An 18,159-nucleotide genomic window follows, 5' to 3' on the forward strand; every position below is an offset into this window, starting at 1 on the left:
ATCATCGCACATGCGTCCGGGGCCACCCGAGGCATTTCGGTTCCGGTCGCGGGCTACTTGCCCAGCACCGCCTTCATCACGCTCTTCGCGATCGGCGCGCCCAGTCGGCCACCGGAGATGTCCGACCGCGAGATGTCCATGGCCGTCGGGTCGATGAACACCGCGACCGCCACCGACTTGCCACCGGCCTTGCCGTACGAGACGAACCAGCCGTACGGCACCTCGTCGTTCACGTTGACGCCGCGCTGCGCCGTACCGGTCTTGCCGCCGACCGTGACGCCGTCGATCAGGGCGCGCTGGGCGCTGCCCTCCTTGGCCGTGAACTCCATCATTTCCTGGACCTTCTTCGCCGTCTCCTCGGACACGGCCTGGCTCTTGAGCTTCGGCTCGTTCTTCTCCAGGACCGACAGGTCGGGGCCGCGCAGCTCGTCGACGATGTAGGGCTGCATCAGCTTGCCGTCGTTGGCGAGGGCGGCCGTCACCATCGCCATCTGCATCGGCGTACTGGTGAGGCTGCCCTGCCCCATGCCCGTCAGCGCGGTGCCGGGCTTGTCCAGCTTCTCCGGGTAGAGGCTCTTGGAGGCGAGCATGTCGCCGAACTCGTCGGAGTAGACATCGGCGTTGAAGCCGAACTTCTCCGCGGTCTCCCGCATCTTCTCGGCACCGACCTTGGACGCGGCGTCGAGGAAGACGTTGTTGCAGGAGTACTGCATCGCGGTCTTCATCGACGCCTTGTTGCACGTCGCGTCACCGGCCTCGCTGCTGATCTTGTTCGTGGAGAGCGGCAGGGGGTACGGGGAGACGGCGTCGGTGCGCGCGTCGACATCGGTGACGACGCCGTTCTCCAGGGCCGCGGCCGCGGTGAGGATCTTGAACGTCGAGCCGGGCGGGAAGGTCTCCCGGAGCGGGCGGTTGGCCAGCGGCTTGCCCTTGTCCTTGATGAGCGCCTGGAACTTGTCCCCCTCCTTGAACGAGTTCCCGGCGAAGACCGACGGGTCGTACGAGGGCGTGGAGACCAGGGCCAGGACCTTCCCCGTCTCCGGCTCCAGCGCGACGACCGCACCCCGCGCGCCGAGGTCGCTCAGCCCCTTGTACCCGGCCTTCTGCGCCTTCGGGTCGATCGTGGTGATCACATCACCGCCGCGCCGCGGGTCGCCGGTGATGATGTCCTTGGCGTGCCGGAACGCGAAGCGGTCGTCCTGGCCGCTGAGGATGCTGTCGTACGTCTTCTCCAGGAGGGACATGCCCTGCGACTGGGAGGCGTAGCCGGTGACGGGGGCGTACATCGGGCCCTGCTTGAAGGTCCGCTTGTACTTGAAGTCCGTCCCCTCGACCGCCTTGGAACCGGTGATCGCCTCGCTGCCGACGATGATGTCACCGCGCGGGGTGGCGAACTGGGCGATCTTCACCCGGCGGTTGTTCTCGTGCGTGGCCAGGGGCTCGCTCTTGACGTACTGGATCCAGTTCGCCCGCAGGAGCAGCGCCATCACCAGCAGCCCGCAGAATATGGCTATGTGCCGCAACGGCCTGTTCATCGTCGATCCACTCCCGTACTCGCCCGTGCGTGATCCTTAACTGGGAAAGATACCGATTACGTCGAAATGGTTGCACTCACAACCAATCCGGTACGGCGGACGGGCCGCGCCCGCCGGGGCGATCGTTCAGTGGCACTGGGCGAAGTCGTCGGCTTGCGCCCGCGAACTCGCCTGGACGAACTGAGCTTGTTCCACTTTGACGGACACCATTGGTGTGGTGGTCAGGCTGCGAGTGCGGTCTCGTACTCGGCGGGGCCGAGGTAGCCGAGGCTGCTGTGCAGTGGGTGCGAGCCGCACCGGCCCTCGATGGAATCGAGGATCGCGGTGCGGGCGGCCGCCCGGCTGGGCTCATCGGGCACTTCGACCGCAAGGTCCACCTGATCGTGGACCGGCACTCGGCCCACCGCTCGAAGACCGTCCGGACCTGGCTCGCCGACCACGAGGACGCGATCGAACTGCGCTTCCTTCCGTCGTACTCACCCGAACTGAACCCCGACGAACAGGTAGACGCCGACCTCAAACGCGGTCTGCCCCCACACCCACCGGGCCCGGAACATGCAGGCATGTGCCTGAAGGCAACGAAAGGCCGGAAGGCGGGCGGAAGCGCCGAAGCCGCCCGCCCGAGACGCCCGTCAGAGGTACTCCGCGTACCCGTCCAGCGCCCGCAGTACGTCCCGTTCGCTCGCCGGGGGCAGTTGCAGGACGATCTCCTCGATGCCCAGCTCCGCGTAGTGCGCCAGCTTGCCGGCGCTGGGGAGGACCGCGTAGGGGACGATCTGGAGGTGCTTCGGGTCGCGGCCCGCCGCCTCCCAGGCGCCGCGGAGCTCCGGGAGGGACTCGGTCAGGCCCCGGCCGCCGATGGGGAGCCAGCCGTCGGCGTACTCGGCGATGTGAGCGAAGAGCTTCGGGCCCGCCGCGCCGCCGATCAGGGTGCGCGGGCCGTTCACCGGGCCGCGGGGCCGCTGGACCGGCTTCGGGTGCGCGTGGCTGGCCCGGACCGAGCCGAACTCGCCCTCGTACGCCGTGGGTTCGGCCGACCACAGGGCGCTCATCAGGGCGAGGCGGTCGCGGACGAGGTCGCGGCGGGAGGGCCAGTCGACCCCGTGGTCGGCGGCCTCCTCGACGTTCCAGCCGTAGCCGACGCCCAGCGTGAACCGGCCGCCGGAGAGGTGGTCGAGGGTGGCGATCTGCTTGGCCAGGTCGATCGGGTCGTGCTGGGCGACGAGCGTGATGCCGGTGCCCAGCGTGAGGCGTTCGGTGACGGCGGCGGCCTGGGCGAGGGCGACGAAGGGGTCGAGGGTGCGGCCGTACTCGGGCGGGAGTTCGCCGCCCATCGGGTAGGGGGTGTCCCTGCTCGCCGGGATGTGGGTGTGCTCGGGCAGATAGAGCCCGCTGAAGCCGCGCTGTTCGAGCTCGCGGGCGAGCCGCAGCGGTGTGATCGTCTCATCGGTGAGGAAGATCGTTGTGGCGATCCGCATACGGGGAAACCTCCGTCGTGAACCGGTGACAGACCCTGGGGCCCCAACGTATGCCGTGCGGTGTGGAAAGCCGAGCGTCCGGACCGGAGGGGGTGGAGGGACCGGAGGTGGCTGAAAGGGCGGAAGGGCGAGGAGTCGGAGGGCCGGTCCGGTCAGGTCCACCGGCGTTCTTCCGTAGTTCACCGCCTGCCGCCAGGGTTTCGGGTGCGCGTCGTTCCTTGCCACTCACGACACCCGGGGAGCCCATCGCATGTCCGCATCGCATTCCGCTCACGGCCACCCGATGGCCAGGCGCGGCCTTCTCGTCGGGACGGCCGCCACCGCTCTAACGTTGGGCACTGTGAGCTTCGCCGACGCCGCGCCCCCGAACGGCGGCACAGACGGCACCGACGGCCCGGACCGGACCAGGACCGTGCGCGGCACGCTGCCGACCGGGGCGCCCGACTACGTGTACCTGCCGGTCGAAGTGCCGCGCGGGGTACGGGAGATCGCCGTCTCGTACACGTACGAGAAGACGCCCGTCCCGGCCGGGACGCAGGGCAACGCCCTCGACATCGGCATCTTCGACGAGCGCGGCACCGCCTTGGGCGGGCAGGGGTTCCGGGGCTGGTCCGGCGGGGCGCGCGGCAGCTTCTTCATCCGCGCGGACGCGGCGACGCCCGGCTACATCGCGGGGCCGGTGCGCGCCGGTACGTGGAACATCGCGCTCGGCCCCTACACCGTCGCCCCCGGAGGACTGCCGTACGAGGTGACGATCACCCTGCGCTCCGGGCCCGCCGGGACCACACCGGAGCCGGTGTATCCGCCGGAGCGCGCGAAGGGACGCGGGCGGGCCTGGTACCGGGGCGACTGCCATCTGCACTCCACGCACTCGGACGGCGGGCGCACCCCAGCACAGATCGCCGCCGCCGCACGCGCGGCCGGGCTCGACTTCGTCAACAGCAGCGAACACAACACGCACTCGGCACACACGGCGTGGGGCGGGCTGTGGGGCGACGACCTGCTCGTCCTCACCGGCGAGGAGATCACCACCCGCAACGGCCATGTGCTCGCACTGGCCACCGACCCGGGCACGTTCGTGGACTGGCGCTACCGGGCCCGCGACAACCGGTTCGGCCACTACGCGAAGGCCGTGCGCCGGGCCGGGGGCCTGGTCGTGCCCGCCCATCCGCACGCCACTTGCATCGGCTGCCACTGGAAGTTCGGCTTCGGCGAGGCGGACGCGGTGGAGGTGTGGAACGGGGCGTACTCCCCCGAGGACGAGATCGCGCTCGCCGAGTGGGACAACTCCCTGGTCGCCGCCGTCCGTTGGTCCAAGCCATGGGTCGCGGCGATGGGCAACAGCGACGCGCACCGGGAGCCGGACGTGGTGGGGCTGCCGCAGACCGTGGTCCTCGCCGACGAGCTGTCGCGCGAGGCGATCGTGGCCGGGATCCGGGCCGGGCACTCGTACATCGCGGAGTCGTCGGCCGTGACGCTCGCCTTCGGCGTCTTCGGCGGGCGCGGACTGCACGCCGGGATCGGTGAGCGGCTCCGGGTGGACGGGGACGACACCCCGGTCACCGTACGGCTGGAGGTGACCGGGGCACCCGGCTGCACCGCGCACTTCGTCACCGACCAGGGCACGCTGTTCACGGCCGGGCTGCCCGAGTCGGGCGCCGGGACGGTCGAGTGGCGTACGACTCCGGCCTACGCGGCCTACGTGCGGGCCGAGGTCAGGCATCCGGCGACGGTGCCGGGGCTGCCTGGGGCCCTGGCGGCGCTCACCAATCCGGTGTTCCTGGAGGGGTAGGGGCGGAGGCGGCGGGCGCGGTGGTCCGGGGCTGCGGTGCCGGGGCCGCCGCCCCGGGTGCCCGGACCCGGGCGGGCCGGGACGGGGCGGTCAGGACGCCCAGGCAGGCGACGACGAGGGCGATGCCGGTCCAGCCGAGGGCGGGGAGGTGTTCGCCCACGACCAGGACCGCGAAGACCGCCGCCACGGCGGGTTCCAGCAGGGACAGGGTCGTCGCGGTGGAGACCGGGATGCGGGAGAGGCCGAAGCCGAACAGGACGTACCCGGTGAACATCGGCACCAGCGCCATGTAGAGCCCGACGCCCGCGTTGGTCCAGGAGGCGACCAGCGGCGCCCCGGTGGCCAGCAGGACCGGTACGAGCATCAGGCCACCGAGGCCGAACACCGCGCCCATGGCCGCCCGCGAGGTGACGCCACGGGTGATCAGGCGGTGCGCGGCCCAGGCGTACACGGCGTACGTCAGGCCCGCGACCAGACCGAGGCCCACACCCACGACGGTCTGCCGGGCGGAGCCCGTACCCGCTCCGGTACCGGCCCCGGCGGCCTGGGCGGCCTCGGCGGCGCAGAGCAGCACCGTGCCGGCCAGCCCCAGCGCGGCCCCCGCCAGCCATCTCCGGGACAGGCTCCGGCCGTCGGCGAGCCGCTCGATCAGGGCCGACGCCAGCGGGGCCGAGCCGATGGAGACGACCGTCCCGACCGCGACCCCGGCCAGGTGCATGGAGGTGTAGAACGCGAGCGGATACAGCGCCACGCCCGCTCCCCCGAGGAGCACGATCCGCCACTGCTCCCGCAGCCGCTCCCGCGCCCGCGCGATGCCGCGTCCGGCCAGCAGGGCCTGGAGCAGGCCGCCCAGGCCCATCGCGGCGGCGCCGATCGCCAGCGGGCCCACCTGGGGCGCGAAGGTGGCCGCCGTGCCCGTGGTGCCCCAGAGCACCGAGGCCAGCAGGACCGCGAGTGCGCCGAGGCCCGGCCCCGCGGTGCGGCCGACGGGCCGGGTCACAGGGCGCCCATCAGGGACGCCGCCAGGTCCCGGGCGCGCCGCATGCGTACGGCGTCGCCTTCCAGGCCCGCGCGCACGATGGCCCCTTCGAGCAGGAACGCCAGGTGCTCCGCCGTGGCCGCGGCCCGCTCCTCCTGGCCGGGCAGCAGCTCCTGGAGGTGGGCGGCGAGCAGGCCCTCGACCTGCTCCTTGTGGTGGCGGACCACGGTCCGGCCCTCGTGCCCGGCGGGCAGTTCGGCGGCCGCGTTGAGCAGTCCGCAGCCCCGGAAGCCGTGCTCGTAGGCGAGACCGGCGTGGTCGGCGTAGGCGTCGAAGACGGCCAGCACGGCGTCGGCCGGGCCCTGTGCGGCGGCCAGGCGCCGTTCGTAGAGGCCGATCCACTCCTCGTGCCGGGCCTCCAGGTAGGCGCGGACGAGGTCGGCCTTGGAGTCGAAGTTGTTGTAGAGGCTCATCTTGGCGACGCCGGCCTCGGCGGTGATCGTGTCGATGCCCGTGGCCGCCACGCCGTCGGCGTAGAAGCGGCGCGCGGCGGCGTCGAGGATCCGTCCGCGCGCCGCTCCCCGCCGCCGCTTCACCGGCTGCTGCTCCCCGGCCCCCGCGTTCCCCTCGGTCTTCGCGGTCTCTACGTCGCCCATGCCGCCCGCCTCCTCCTTGATTAGGTAGGTCAGTCTACCCAATCACGAGTTCGGCGGACTCCGTCCGGGACGGGCCGATGCCGAGCCGGCGCGCGCAGGCCCGCCGCTGCACGACCGCCAGGCCCGCGACCACCGTCCCGAGCGCCAGCCATCCCACCGGCCCGGCGGCCATCACCACGCCGGTCAGCAGCGGCGGCCCGGCGGACTTCTGGATGGACTGCGACATCCCGGCCACGCCCAGATACGCGGCGCGGGCGTCCTGGGGCGCGAGCAGGACCGCGAGCTCCCACGAGCTCACCGACCGCATCAGCTCCGCCAGCGTCACCAGCAGCGCCGCGGCGAGCAGGACCGCCCCGGCCGCCCAGGTACCGCCCCGGGTGGCCACGGCCAGGAAGCCGCAGCAGACGAACATCAGGACCCCGTACAGCAGCACCGCCCGGGTGGCCCGGCGCGGCCCCTCGGCCCGCCTCGACACGCTCAGCTGGAGCACCACGACCAGCACGGTGTTGATGACGAGGAAGGCCGGGACGAGGGCGTGCGGCGCGGAGGTGCGGTTGACCAGCCAGAGCGGCAGTCCGACGGCGAGGACCGAGTCGTCGAGGTTCATCGGGATGTCCAGGAGGACGAAGCGGAGGTAGCCGCGGTCCCGCCACGGACCGGCCGGGCGACCGGACTCAGGCCCGTCCGCGACCGGGCCGCCGGGCGCCGCGCCCCCGGCCCGCGCCGCCTTCACCACGCTCTCCGCCGGCTCGGTCGTGCGCCACACCAGCACCGCGGCGACGACGAACGACAGGGCGTTGCCGAGGATGAGGGCGCGGTAGGCGCCGGTGGTCCCCACCGCCAGGCCGATGGCCGCGATCCCGGCGCCGACGCCGTAGCCCGCGTTGGCCGCGCTGCGCGACAGCGCCTGGTAGGCCGCGCGCCGCTCGCCCGCGGTCCGGGTGGCGAAGAGCATCTCCAGCGTCTTCGCGGCCCTGTCCCCCAGGTAGGTCACGGCGACGACGGGCAGCAGCGCGTCGAAGCCCGCGCAGACCAGGACCAGGCCGAGGGTCACCAGCCGGAGCAGATGACAGCCGATCAGCAGCGGGCGCACCGGGAACCGTCCGGCCAGGCGCCCGGCCAGCGGCGATCCGGCGATGCCCGCGACCCCGGCCACGCCCAGCAGGACGCCGATCTGCTGGGCGCTCAACTGCGTCACGAAGGTGAGGTACAGGACCGAGGACGCGGCCCACAGCCCCGAGCCGGTCCGGTCCACGGCCAGGGCGAGCAGCATGATCCGCGCGTTGCGGCCGCCGGGTGGATTGCGCAACTGGGCGAGCAGGCCCCGCCGTTCCTCCGTAGCCCTCGCCCTGCCACCTTTTTCGCGTCGCCGCATCACGCGCCCCCTCGGACATGCCCGCAGACATGTCTTGACGTCAAGAGATCTTGAGCAAGGGGAAGACTGCCCGGAAAACAGTCTCGATGTCAAGATACTTGATGGCGAGATACCTCCGGCCGGAACGGCACCGGAGCCCGTCCCGGTGCGCCGCGCGACCGGCCGCGTCACAGTGGAAGGAGCACCGGGCGGGGCTGCCGCAGGAGGTGTCCGGATGAATACGACCGGCGAGCACGACGACCGGACGCGTGACGGCGACCGGACGCGCGAGGGAGAACGGCCGGGCGCCGGAGCACGGAGGAGCGACGGAGCCGGAGCACGGACGGGCACGGCCCCCTGCTTCGTCGTGCAGATCCACCAGGCCCGGCGCATGCACTTCGACTTCCGGCTGGAGGTCGACGGCGTACTGAAGTCGTGGGCGGTGCCGCGCGGCCCTTCGGAGAACCCGCGCGAACGGCGGCTGGCCGTCCCGACCGAGGACCACCCGCTGGAGTACCGCACCTTCGAGGGTGTCATCGCGAAGGGCGAGTACGGCGGCGGCACGGTGATCGTCTGGGACCAGGGCACCTACCGGCCGCTCAGCCACGACCGCTGGGGCACCCCGGTGCCGTTCGAGCAGTCCCTGGCGGACGGGCACGCGACGTTCTGGCTCGACGGGACCCGGCTGCACGGCGAGTTCGCCCTCACCCGCTTCAAGGGCGGCGAGGCCCCGGGCGAGGAGGTGTGGCTGCTGATCAAGGCCAAGGACGGCCGGGCCACCCAGGAGGGACCGGACGCGCCGGACCCGTACCTGGCGCGCTCCGCCCGCACCGGGCGCACCCTGGCCCAGGTCGCGGCCGAGGAGGGCGGCGGGTCGCCGTGACGGCCCTCGACACCGTGGAGGTCCTGCTCGCCCGCCACGGAACCACGTACGCGGCCGAGGCCGGGATCCGGCTGCGGAACACCCCGCAGCCGCTGTACCAACTCCTCGTCCTCAGCGACCTGCTGAGCGCCCGCATCCGCGCCTCGGTGGCGGTGTCGGCGGCGCGTGCGCTGTTCGGCCACGGCATGCGCTCGCCGCGCCGGATGGCCGCGGCGAGCCGGCAACAGCGGGTGGACGCGCTGGGCGAGGGCGGCTACCGGCGCTACGACGAACGGACCGCCACCCAGCTCGGCGAGGGGGCGCGGCTCCTGCTCGACGAGTACGGGGGCGATCTGCGGCGGCTGCGCGCGGAGGCCGGCGGGGACCCGGACGCGCTGCGGGCCGGGCTGCGCCGGACCCCGGGCATCGGTCCGGCCGGGGCGGACATCTTCGTGCGCGAGGTACAGGCCGTATGGCCGGAGACGGCACCCTACGTGGACGGGAAGGCGCTCCAGGGTGCCGAACGGCTGGGGCTGCCGGCCTCCCCGGCGGAGCTGGCGGAGCTGGCGGTGTCCGCCGAGCCGCCCCGGCCGGCGCGAGAGGCCGGCCGGGGCGGGCAGACGGACGGGCGCGGGATCGCCGTGCTCGCGGCGGCCCTGGTGCGAGCCGCACTGGACCAGCACATCGTGGACGACGTCAGGGCTCACGCCTGAGGCGGTCCCGCATCCGAGGGGGACGGGGAACGGCGGGTCAGCCCAGCATCTCCTCGATGAGGTCGGCGGCCCGTGCGGTGCCGCCCTCGGCCCGTGCGGCGGCGCGCAGCTCTGCCGAGCGGCGGGCCACCTCCGGGTCGGCGGTGAGTTCCAGCAGGGCGGTCCGCAGGGCCTCGGCGGTGGCCTCCTCGGTGTCGATGCGGCGGGCCACGCCCAGCTCGACCAGCCGGTCGGCGTTGGTGGGCTGGTCGGCGGCCTGGGGCACGGCGATCATCGGCACTCCGGTGTACAGCCCCTCGCTGCTGCCGCCCATGCCCGCGTGGGTGACGAAGGCGTCGGCCTGCTCCAGGATCGCGAGCTGGGGCACCCAGGAGTGCACCTCGACGTTGGGCGGGACGGCGCCCAGCTCAGCCGGGTCGGTGTACTTCCCGATCTGAAGCACCACGTGCCAGCCCGGCAGGTCGCCGAACGCGGCCAGGCACCGGCGGTAGAACTCGGGCAGTCGCGTGAACGCCGAGCCCATCGAGACCAGCAGCACCTTCTCCGCGTCGGCCGGACGCGTCCAGCCGTCCTGCGTCCGCGTGCCGAAGCAGGGGCCGACGAAGGTGACCGTGCCGGTGTCGACCCGGTCGGCGTGCGGCTGCATCGCCTTCGGGATCGTCGCCAGGGTGTGGGCGGGCCGGCCGCAGAAGACCTCCATCGCGGTGGTCGTCGCCCCGCAGTCGGCCAGCCAGCGGTCGAACCTCGCCCGGTACGCGTCGGCGCCGGGCAGCGCCCACACCTGCGCCGCGACGTCCTCCTCGTAGCCCTCCCAGGCCACGTACGTCGGGGACAGCTGCATGAAGGGGCGGTTCTGTGCCTCGGCGAGGGCTCGTGCGGCGAAGGCGCCGATGTCGTACAGGTACAGGTCCGCGGGATCGGGGTCGTGGACGGCGCGCAGCCGCGGGAGGGCCTGGACCGAGTCGTCCAGGAAGACGCCCATCGCGCCGATGGGGTCCTCGGGCCAGTCGTTGTCGGCGACCGGGAGGACGGAGTCGCAGCGGACGAACTCCGCTCCGGTGGCCTCGATCAGCTCGGCGACCGCCGGGTCGTTGGCGTAGGTCACCCGGTGGCCCCGGGCCACCAGCTCGCGGATGATCTCCAGGCTCGGCAGGACGTGGCTGACGGCGGGGATGCCGATCATCGCGATATGGGCACGGCGACGTGACATGGGAACTTCACTTTCTTCAGGTCTACGGCGAAAGGACACAGTGGTCCGGTGCGCCGGCCACGGGCGGAAACCATCGTGGGCGCACTCGGACCCGGCGGGACGGGGTACGTGCCCCGCCCGCGTGTCAGCCGTAGATCTGATACATGAAGAACATGCCCGGGACCCTAACCGGTCCCGTGTGCTCGCGCGCGGGATTTTCGGCGAGCGGCGAGCGGCCCCACCCGGTCACCGGAGCCGCTCAGTCCTCGACGACCAGCGACGGGGTCTCCTTGGTCAGCACCTCGCCGCGGAAGAACGCCGGGCTGCGGCGCTGCATCACCAGCATCAGCACCACGCCGAGCAACAGCAGCCCGACCCCGATGACGAACACCGAGCCGACACCGAAGACCGACGAGCCGGAGCCGTACGCCGGGTTCCACATGTCGTAGAGCGTCTTGCCGAAGACCGCCGTGAGCAGGATGCCGCCGACCCCCGGGAACAGGCCCTTGAAGAGCAGGTCGCGGAAGGAGCGGGTCAGGTCGGCGCGGAAGAACCAGACGCAGCCGAAGGCGGTCAGCGCGTAGTAGAAGCAGATCATGAGGCCGAGCGCGTAGATCGTGTCGACCAGGACGTGCTCGCTGACCAGGGTCATGACCGTGTAGAAGACACCGGTCGCGACGCCCGCCGTGATGGTGGCCCTCCCCGGGGTCTTGAAGCGGGGGTGGACACGGGCGTACGAGGCGGGCAGGGCCTCGTACGTCGACATCGCGAGCACCGTGCGGGCCACCGGGATGAAGGTGGTCTGGAGGCTCGCGGCGGCCGAGGCGAGCACGGCGACGAAGAGCAGGATGCCGAGGCCGGGGCCCATGACCGGACCGGCGAGCGCGGCGAAGACGTTGTCGGAGGTGCCGGGGTTGGCGAGGCCCAGGCCGGAGGTGCCGGAGCCGACGGCCATCTGGGCGGCGATCCCGGTCGCCAGGTAGGAGCCGACCAGCACGACCATCGCGATGAGGGCGGCCCGGCCGGGGGTCTTCTCGCTGCCGGTGGTCTCCTCGTTCGCGGTCAGACAGGCGTCCCAGCCCCAGAACATGAAGATCGACAGCGACAGACCGGCGGTGAACGCGGCGAAGGACTTCACGGCGAACGGGTTCATCCAGGACCAGGAGAAGTCCAGCGACGAGGCGAACTCCCCGCTGTGCGCCTTCTGCACGGCCATCACCACGAACAGCGCGAGCACGACGAGCTGGAGGCCCACCAGCGCGTACTGGATGCCCTTGGTGGCCGTCATCCCCCGGTAGCTGATCGCCGTGGCGACCGCGATCAGGGCCAGGCAGGTGAGGATGTGGACGGGCTTGCTGTCGTCCAGGGCCGCGATCGTGTCATTGCCGGTGATCTCGCCCGCCAGGAGCCAGAAGTACGAGGTGGCGACGCCCGCCAGGTTCGACAGGACGATGATCGTCGCGATCACCAGGCCCCAGCCGCACATCCAGCCGACGCGCGGGCCGAACGCCTTGACCGTCCAGGTGAAGGAGGTGCCGCAGTCCGGCATCGCCTTGTTGAGCTCGCGGTACGCGAAGGCGACGAGCAGCATCGGCAGGAAACCGGCCAGGAAGACGGCGGGCATCTGCACGCCGACCTCGCCCGCGGTGGAGCCGAGGGTGGAGGTGAGGCAGTAGACCGGGGCGACGGTGGAGACGCCGATGACGGCGCTGCCCATCAGGCCGACGGAGTTCCCGCCGAGGCCCTTGCCGCGTACTCCGCCATCGGCCGGAGCGGTGCCCCGTGCCGTGTCTCCGGCCCGTGGCCGCACGTCCAGCTGAGTCATGAAAAGGACGATAAACGCTGCGATTTCCACATTCGGAGGATGAGACTCCGCCGTCTCACCCTTGAATTCCAGGCAACAATACGGAAAGACCTTGGTTAATTGAAGGCGTTTCAGAGAAACCACCTTCTGATGCGAGGTCGAGACCCGGTCGCGGCACCGTACGGGAATCGCAGCACTGTCCGTTTTAGGGGGGTTCAAAATTTCCCGTGGGTGTCCGCTCAGCGGACACCCACGGGCGCTCCCCGGTTCAGCCGGGCCAGACGATCGACTGGAGTTCGCTGTACGCGTGCAGGGCGTACGAGCCGACATCGCGCCCGACACCGCTCCTCTTGAACCCGCCGAACGGGGCCTCCATGTTCCGCCCGATGGTGTTCACGCCGACCCCGCCGGCGCGCAGCCGCCGGGCCACCCGGAAGGCGCGGGCCACGTCCGAGGACCAGACGTAGTCGATCAGCCCGTAGTCGCTGTCGTTGGCCAGCGCGATGCCCTCCTCCTCGTCGTCGAAGGGGACGACCACCACGACCGGGCCGAAGATCTCCTCGCGGACGACGCGCATGTCGTTGGTGCAGTCGGCGAGCAGGGTCGGGGCGACGTAGAAACCGCGCTCCCGCCCGGCCGGGCGTTCGCCGCCGGTGACGACCCGCGCCCCCTCCTTCCGGCCCAGCTCGACGTACGACTCGACGCGGTCGCGGTGGGCGGCGGAGATGACCGGGCCGACGACCGTGCCCCTGGCCGCCGGGTCGCCCACCTTCAGATGACCGGCGTACGCGGCGAGCTTCCCGAGCAGCGCGTCGTGGACGCCGCGCTGGACGAGCACCCGGGTCGGGGCCGTGCAGATCTGGCCGCTGTAGAAGGAGAACGTGGTGCCGATCCCCGCGACCGCCGAATCGAGGTCCGCGTCGTCGAGGACGACGGCGGCCCCCTTGCCGCCGAGCTCCATCAGCTGCCGCTTCATGGACCGCCCGCACACCTCGGCGATGCGCTGCCCGACGGCCGTGGAGCCGGTGAAGCTGACCATGTCGACGTCCGCGCTGTCGACGGCGGCCTCGCCCGCCCCTGGACCCGAGCCGGTGACGACATTGACGACGCCCGGCGGGACGCCCGCCTCTTCGAGCGCCTCGGCCATCCGGTAGACGGACAGCGGGTCCTGCGGCGCGGGCTTCACGACGACCGTGTTGCCCATGGCCAGCGCGGGGGCCACCTTGCCGGCCGGGTTGGCCCAGGGGTTGTTGTACGAGGTGATGCAGGTGACCACGCCGACCGGCTGGCGCACCGCGATCGCCCCGAAGACCCCCGCCCGCCCCATCGGCCCGGCCTCGTTGATCTGCGGCGCGACGGCCTCCTCGACCGGTTCCAGGGCTCCCCTGGCGTACCGGCGGAACCGGGAGGCGCCGACCGCGACCTGCATGCCCCGGGCCGTCGCGGTGGTGGCGCCGCTCTCCGCGCGGGCGAGCGCGGCGTTGCCGTCCAGATCGCGCAGCATCAGTCCGGCGGCCCGGTCGAGGATCCGGGACCGCTCCTCGGGGCGGGTGCGGGACCAGGTGGCGAAGGCCTCCCGGGCCGCGGCCGCCGCCGCGTACACCTGCTCGCGGCTCGCCTCGGGGGCGAGGCCGACGACCTCCTCGGTCGCCGGGTCGATCACCTCGTAGTGGCCGTGGTCGGGCTCGGTCCACCGCCCGCCGATGAACAGGCGCCGCTTCTCGTCTCCGTTCATACGGTGCTCACCGTCCGGGTGTCGCGCCCCGAGCGGAGCACCGTACCGGGGACCGCGCCGGTCACCTTGTCGTCGCGCAGCGTCTCCACGCCGTTGACCCGGACCGACACGATGCCGATGGCCTTGGAGTCGAGCCGGGGGCTGTCACCGGGCAGATCGTGCACGAGGGTGGCGGGCCCGGCGTCGATGCGCTCGGGGTCGAAGAGGACGAGGTCGGCGTGGAAGCCCTCCTCGATCCTGCCCCGGTCGCGGAGCCCGAAGAGCCGGGCGGGGTCGTCGGTGAGCATCTTCACGGCCCGTTCCAGCGGGACGAGCCTGCGCCCGCGCAGACAGTCGCCGAGGAACCGGGTGGTGTACGGGGCACCGCACATCCGGTCCAGGTGCGCGCCCGCGTCGGAGCCGCCGAGCATGACGTCCGGGTGGTCCCAGGTCTCGCGGCGCAGCGCCCAGGAGGCGGGGTCGTTGTCGGTGGGCATCGGCCACAGCACGGTGCGCAGCCCGTCGGCGGCACAGATCTCGACGAGGCAGTGGAAGGGGTCGAGCCCGCGTTCGGCGGCGATGTCGCGTACGACGCGGCCGGTGAGTCCTTCGTTGGCCGCGCTGTAGGTGTCGCCGATGACGTACCGGCCGAAGTCGGCGAGGCGGCGGAAGACTCCGGCCTCCTTGCTGTCGGCGCGGCGGAGCATCTCGGCGCGGGTGGCGGCGTCGCGGAGCCGTTCGATGCGCTCGGGGACGGGCAGGGCGAGGATGTCGCCCCAGCCGGGTATCAGGTTGAGGGCGCAGAAGGTGCCGAGCGACATGTTCATCGGGGTGAGGATCGGCATGGTGAGCGCGACGATCCGGCCGCCGGCCAGGCGGGCCCGTTCGCTGGGCACGAGCTGACGCGGTACGCGTTCGGGGACGGCGGCGTCGATGGTGAGGACGTTCCAGTTCAGCGGGCGCCCGGCGGTGGCGGTCATGTCGACGAGCAGCTCGATCTCCTCGTCGGCGAACTGGTCGAGGCAGCCCGCGACGATCGCTTCGAGCTGGGTGCCCTCGTGTTCGCCGACGGCCCGGGAGAGGGCGAGGAGTTCCTCGGGCAGGGCGTGCCGGGAGGCGACGGGCTGCCCGTCGCCGTCGGAGTGGGTGGCGGACTGGGTGGTGGACAGCCCCCAGGCCCCGGCGTCCATCGCGTCGTGGAACAGCGCGAGCATCGCGTCGAGCTGTGCGGGGGTGGGCTGTCCGCCGATCGCGTCGGCCCCCATGACGTGCCGGCGCAGCGCGCAGTGCCCGACCATGAACCCGGCGTTGACGGCGATCCGCCCTTCGAGGGCGTCGAGGTACTCGCGGAAGCTGGACCAGGACCAGTCGACGCCCTCCTCCAGCGCCTTGAGGGCCATGCCCTCCACCCGCGACATCATCCGGCGGGTGTAGTCGGCGTCCTCGGGGCGCCCGGGGTGGAGCGGGGCGAGGGTGAACCCGCAGTTGCCCCCGGCCACGGTGGTGACGCCATGGTTCATGGACGGGGTGGCGTACGGGTCCCAGAAGAGCTGGGCGTCGTAGTGGGTGTGCGGGTCGACGAACCCGGGCGCGAGGACGAGACCGGTGGCGTCCTCGGCGGTGACGGCCTCCTCGGTCAGCGTGCCCGGTTCGGCGACGACGGCGATGCGGCCGTCACGGATCCCGATGTCGGCGGGGTACGAGGGCCCGCCGGTGCCGTCCACGACGGTCGCTCCGCGGATGAGGTGGTCGAGCATGACGGGGGTCCCTTCTGTGGTGGGTGCGCAGGTGGTTCTGGGGGTGCGCAGGTGGTTCTGGCGCGCAGATGGTGCAGGTGGTTCTGGCGCGCAGATGGTGCAGGTGGTTCTTGGCGCGCGGGTGGTTCTGGTGCGTGGGTGTGCGGCCGGGGTGCGCACGGCCGCGGTACGCACCCCGGCCGCACGGAGCGGCGGTCCGGGAAGACGCCGCTGGTCCGGTCGAGCCCCTCCGGCGTTCGAGGAGCGGGGGTCCGGGGGCAGCGCCCCCGGAGCCCTTACGCCGCGTCGCGGAACCGGGAGGTCCGGTGGACCGGATCCGTGTCGATCTCCGGGATCACGTGCTCACCGATCAGCTTGATCGAGTTCAGCGTGTCCTCCCGGCTGATCCCGATCGGCAGCCCGAAGCTCAGCTGGTCCGCGCCCGCCTGCTCCCACCGCTTGCACTGCCGCAGCACCTCGTCCGGATCGCCGCAGATCATCAGCTCCTCGGCGATCAGGAGCTCGATGATCTCCTCGGTGTACTCCGGGAGCAGCTCGGGCCACTCCGGAATACCGTCGGGCCGGGGGAAGGTGTCGTGGTAGCGGAAGAGCAGCGACTGGAGGTAGTTCAGCCCGCCGCCCACCGCGATCTCGACGGCCTTGGCGTGCGTCTCGGCACAGATGGCCGTGGAGGTGACCATCACGTTGTCGTTGACGAAGTCCCCCACGGGCTCCGCCTCCTTGACGGCCGTCTTGTAGGACTCGACGACCCACTCCATGTCGGAGACCTTCTGCACGCTGAAGCCCAGCACGCCGAGCCCCTTCTTCCCCGCCATCGCGTACGAGGACGGCGACCCGGCGGCGTACCACATCGCCGGGTGCGACTTCCCGTACGGCTTGGGCAGGATCTTGCGCGGCGGCAGCGACCAGTGCTTGCCCTGGAAGCCGACGTACTCGTCCTGGAGCCACATCTTGGGGAACTCGGCGATGGTCTCTTCCCAGAGTTCCTTGGTGTGGTTCATGTCGGTGATGCCCGGCATGAACCCGAGGATCTCGTGGCTGCCGGCCCCGCGCCCCGAGCCGAACTCGAAGCGTCCCTCGGAGAGGTGGTCGAGCATCGCGACCTTCTCGGCCACCTTCACCGGATGGTTGACCGGGGCGAGCGGGTTGAAGATGCCCGACCCGAGGTGGATGCGGTCGGTGGCGTGGGCGAGGTAGCCCAGGTACACGTCGTTGGCCGAGATGTGCGAGTACTCCTCCAGGAAGTGGTGCTCGGAGGCCCAGGCGTACTTGAAGCCGGACTTGTCCGCCTGGATGACGTACTCGGTCTCCTCGATCAGCGCCTTGTGCTCTGCCTCGGGGTCGACCTTGGCCCGTGCGGCGGGCACGTACCCCTGTACAAAGAGCCCGAATTCCAAGGGGGTTCACCGTCCTCAATCGTTTCTGACACTCCGTCAGATCGTGATGCGTCCGACTGTTCCACCGGCACCCGCACCCGTCAATACCTGACACATCGTCAGGTCGCCTCGGAGTGGGCCGGGTCAGAACAGACTGACCCCCGCCAGCCATCCCCCGTCGATGACGAACGGCTGCCCGGTGATGTACGAGGAGTCCTCCGAGGTCAGGAAGAGGGCCAGTGCCGCCACCTCCTCCGGCCGCCCGATCCGGCCCAGCGGCACGAGCTTGCGGTACAGCTCGGCCACCGCCGCCTTGGACTCCTCCGGGTCGGCGGACGGGTCCAGCGCCGCCGGGTTGGTCATCGCGGTGTCCACGGCGCCGGGACAGACGGCGTTGACCCGTATCCCCTTCGCGGCCAGCTCCATCGCGGCCACCCGGGTCAGCCCCAGCACCGCGTGCTTGGTCGCGGCGTACGCGCCCACGAACGCCATGCCCGTGAGCCCCGTGTACGAGGCGGTGTTGACGATGGTCCCGCCGCCCGCGGCCTCGATCTCGGGCGCGACGCTCTTGATCCCGAGAAACGCGCCCACCTGGTTGACCTGCACCACCTGCTGGAACTCCTCCAGCGGTGTGGACACCAGTTCGTTGAACCGGAGGATGCCCGCGTTGTTGACCAGCCCGTCGATCCTCCCGAAGGCGTCCTTCGTGGCGGCGACCGCGGCCTGCCAGTCCTCCTCCCGGCTCACGTCCAGGTGGACGTACCGGGCGGCGTCCTTCCCCAGCTCGCCCCGCAGCTCCTCGGCCAGCGCCTCGCCCGGCTCGTCGAGCACATCGGCGATCACCACCCGCGCGCCCTCCGCGGCGAAGAGCCGCGCCTCCTGCTCGCCCTGCCCGCGCGCCGCACCGCTGATGAGCACGGTCCGCCCGTCCAGCTTGCCCATGGCCTGAC

General features: G+C 71.8%; 15 protein-coding genes and 1 pseudogene. 4 read left to right on the top strand and 12 right to left on the bottom strand.

Annotation, left to right across the window (positions count from 1 at the left end; translation table 11 throughout):
- Window positions 1-53 precede the first annotated feature (53 nt).
- A complete protein-coding gene (locus GA0115234_RS07390; protein ID WP_093540038.1) occupies window positions 54-1,535 on the bottom strand; it encodes a peptidoglycan D,D-transpeptidase FtsI family protein in 1,482 nt (493 codons plus the stop codon).
- Window positions 1,536-1,756: 221 nt separating this feature from the next.
- The gene (locus tag GA0115234_RS42240; RefSeq protein WP_176729084.1) at window positions 1,757-1,930 is read right to left on the bottom strand and encodes a hypothetical protein; all 174 of its coding nucleotides are present in this window, start codon (window positions 1,928-1,930) and stop codon (window positions 1,757-1,759) included.
- On the opposite strand from GA0115234_RS42240, the pseudogene GA0115234_RS43275 reads away from it, so the two are divergent.
- Window positions 1,919-1,999: pseudogene (locus GA0115234_RS43275) on the top strand (hypothetical protein); the annotation flags it as partial. The gene GA0115234_RS42240 and the pseudogene GA0115234_RS43275 sit on opposite strands and share 12 nt — an antisense overlap.
- A 168-nt stretch (window positions 2,000-2,167) precedes the next feature.
- Here the strand turns inward: GA0115234_RS43275 and GA0115234_RS07400 are convergent.
- Window positions 2,168-3,013, bottom strand: a complete 846-nt coding sequence (locus tag GA0115234_RS07400; RefSeq protein WP_093540039.1) for an LLM class F420-dependent oxidoreductase — start codon at window positions 3,011-3,013, stop codon at window positions 2,168-2,170.
- A 283-nt stretch (window positions 3,014-3,296) separates the two neighbouring features.
- Here GA0115234_RS07400 and GA0115234_RS07405 point away from each other — a divergent pair, with 283 nt between their 5' ends.
- Window positions 3,297-4,805, top strand: a complete 1,509-nt coding sequence (locus GA0115234_RS07405; protein WP_343335936.1) for a CehA/McbA family metallohydrolase — start codon at window positions 3,297-3,299, stop codon at window positions 4,803-4,805.
- On the opposite strand, the gene GA0115234_RS07410 is transcribed toward GA0115234_RS07405, so the two are convergent.
- Genes GA0115234_RS07410 through GA0115234_RS07420 form a run of 3 tightly spaced genes read right to left on the bottom strand, consistent with a single transcriptional unit; the run spans window position 4,777 to window position 7,749 of the window.
- Complete coding sequence (locus GA0115234_RS07410) at window positions 4,777-5,805, bottom strand: DMT family transporter (protein ID WP_093540041.1); 1,029 nt, start codon at window positions 5,803-5,805, stop codon at window positions 4,777-4,779. The two genes, GA0115234_RS07405 and GA0115234_RS07410, sit on opposite strands and share 29 nt — an antisense overlap.
- Window positions 5,802-6,440 (bottom strand): TetR/AcrR family transcriptional regulator, encoded by a 639-nt coding sequence (locus GA0115234_RS07415; RefSeq protein WP_093540042.1) that lies wholly within the window; start codon window positions 6,438-6,440, stop codon window positions 5,802-5,804. Before GA0115234_RS07415 ends, GA0115234_RS07410 begins: the two co-directional genes overlap by 4 nt.
- A gap of 34 nt (window positions 6,441-6,474) precedes the next feature.
- Window positions 6,475-7,749 carry an MFS transporter gene (locus GA0115234_RS07420; protein WP_237541122.1) on the bottom strand — a complete coding sequence of 425 codons (1,275 nt, stop codon included), beginning with the start codon at window positions 7,747-7,749 and terminating at the stop codon, window positions 6,475-6,477.
- Between the two features lie 280 nt (window positions 7,750-8,029).
- Here GA0115234_RS07420 and GA0115234_RS07425 point away from each other — a divergent pair, with 280 nt between their 5' ends.
- Together GA0115234_RS07425 and GA0115234_RS07430 are read left to right on the top strand one after the other, a co-directional pair.
- Window positions 8,030-8,677 carry a DNA polymerase ligase N-terminal domain-containing protein gene (locus GA0115234_RS07425; RefSeq protein WP_093540043.1) on the top strand — a complete coding sequence of 216 codons (648 nt, stop codon included), beginning with the start codon at window positions 8,030-8,032 and terminating at the stop codon, window positions 8,675-8,677.
- On the top strand, window positions 8,674-9,369 hold the full coding sequence (locus GA0115234_RS07430; protein WP_093540044.1) for an endonuclease: 696 nt from the start codon (window positions 8,674-8,676) through the stop codon (window positions 9,367-9,369). Before GA0115234_RS07425 ends, GA0115234_RS07430 begins: the two co-directional genes overlap by 4 nt.
- A 37-nt stretch (window positions 9,370-9,406) precedes the next feature.
- Here GA0115234_RS07430 and GA0115234_RS07435 read toward each other — a convergent pair whose 3' ends face one another.
- From GA0115234_RS07435 to GA0115234_RS07460, 6 genes are all read right to left on the bottom strand, one after another.
- Entirely contained in the window at window positions 9,407-10,579 is a 1,173-nt protein-coding gene (locus GA0115234_RS07435; RefSeq protein WP_093540045.1) for a macrolide family glycosyltransferase, read from the bottom strand.
- 238 nt (window positions 10,580-10,817) lie between these two features.
- Window positions 10,818-12,383 (bottom strand): APC family permease, encoded by a 1,566-nt coding sequence (locus tag GA0115234_RS07440; protein ID WP_093540046.1) that lies wholly within the window; start codon window positions 12,381-12,383, stop codon window positions 10,818-10,820.
- A gap of 247 nt (window positions 12,384-12,630) precedes the next feature.
- Window positions 12,631-14,097 carry an aldehyde dehydrogenase family protein gene (locus tag GA0115234_RS07445; protein WP_093540047.1) on the bottom strand — a complete coding sequence of 489 codons (1,467 nt, stop codon included), beginning with the start codon at window positions 14,095-14,097 and terminating at the stop codon, window positions 12,631-12,633.
- Entirely contained in the window at window positions 14,094-15,833 is a 1,740-nt protein-coding gene (locus GA0115234_RS07450) for an N-acyl-D-amino-acid deacylase family protein (protein WP_093540048.1), read from the bottom strand. Before GA0115234_RS07450 ends, GA0115234_RS07445 begins: the two co-directional genes overlap by 4 nt.
- 275 nt (window positions 15,834-16,108) lie before the next feature.
- Complete coding sequence (locus GA0115234_RS07455; protein ID WP_093540049.1) at window positions 16,109-17,230, bottom strand: LLM class flavin-dependent oxidoreductase; 1,122 nt, start codon at window positions 17,228-17,230, stop codon at window positions 16,109-16,111.
- A 123-nt stretch (window positions 17,231-17,353) separates the two neighbouring features.
- A complete protein-coding gene (locus tag GA0115234_RS07460) occupies window positions 17,354-18,151 on the bottom strand; it encodes an SDR family NAD(P)-dependent oxidoreductase (RefSeq protein WP_093540050.1) in 798 nt (265 codons plus the stop codon).
- Window positions 18,152-18,159 lie beyond the last annotated feature (8 nt).

Origin of the sequence: Streptomyces sp. DvalAA-43 (assembly GCF_900091725.1) — a bacterium.
GTDB lineage: Bacteria > Actinomycetota > Actinomycetes > Streptomycetales > Streptomycetaceae > Streptomyces > Streptomyces pulveraceus.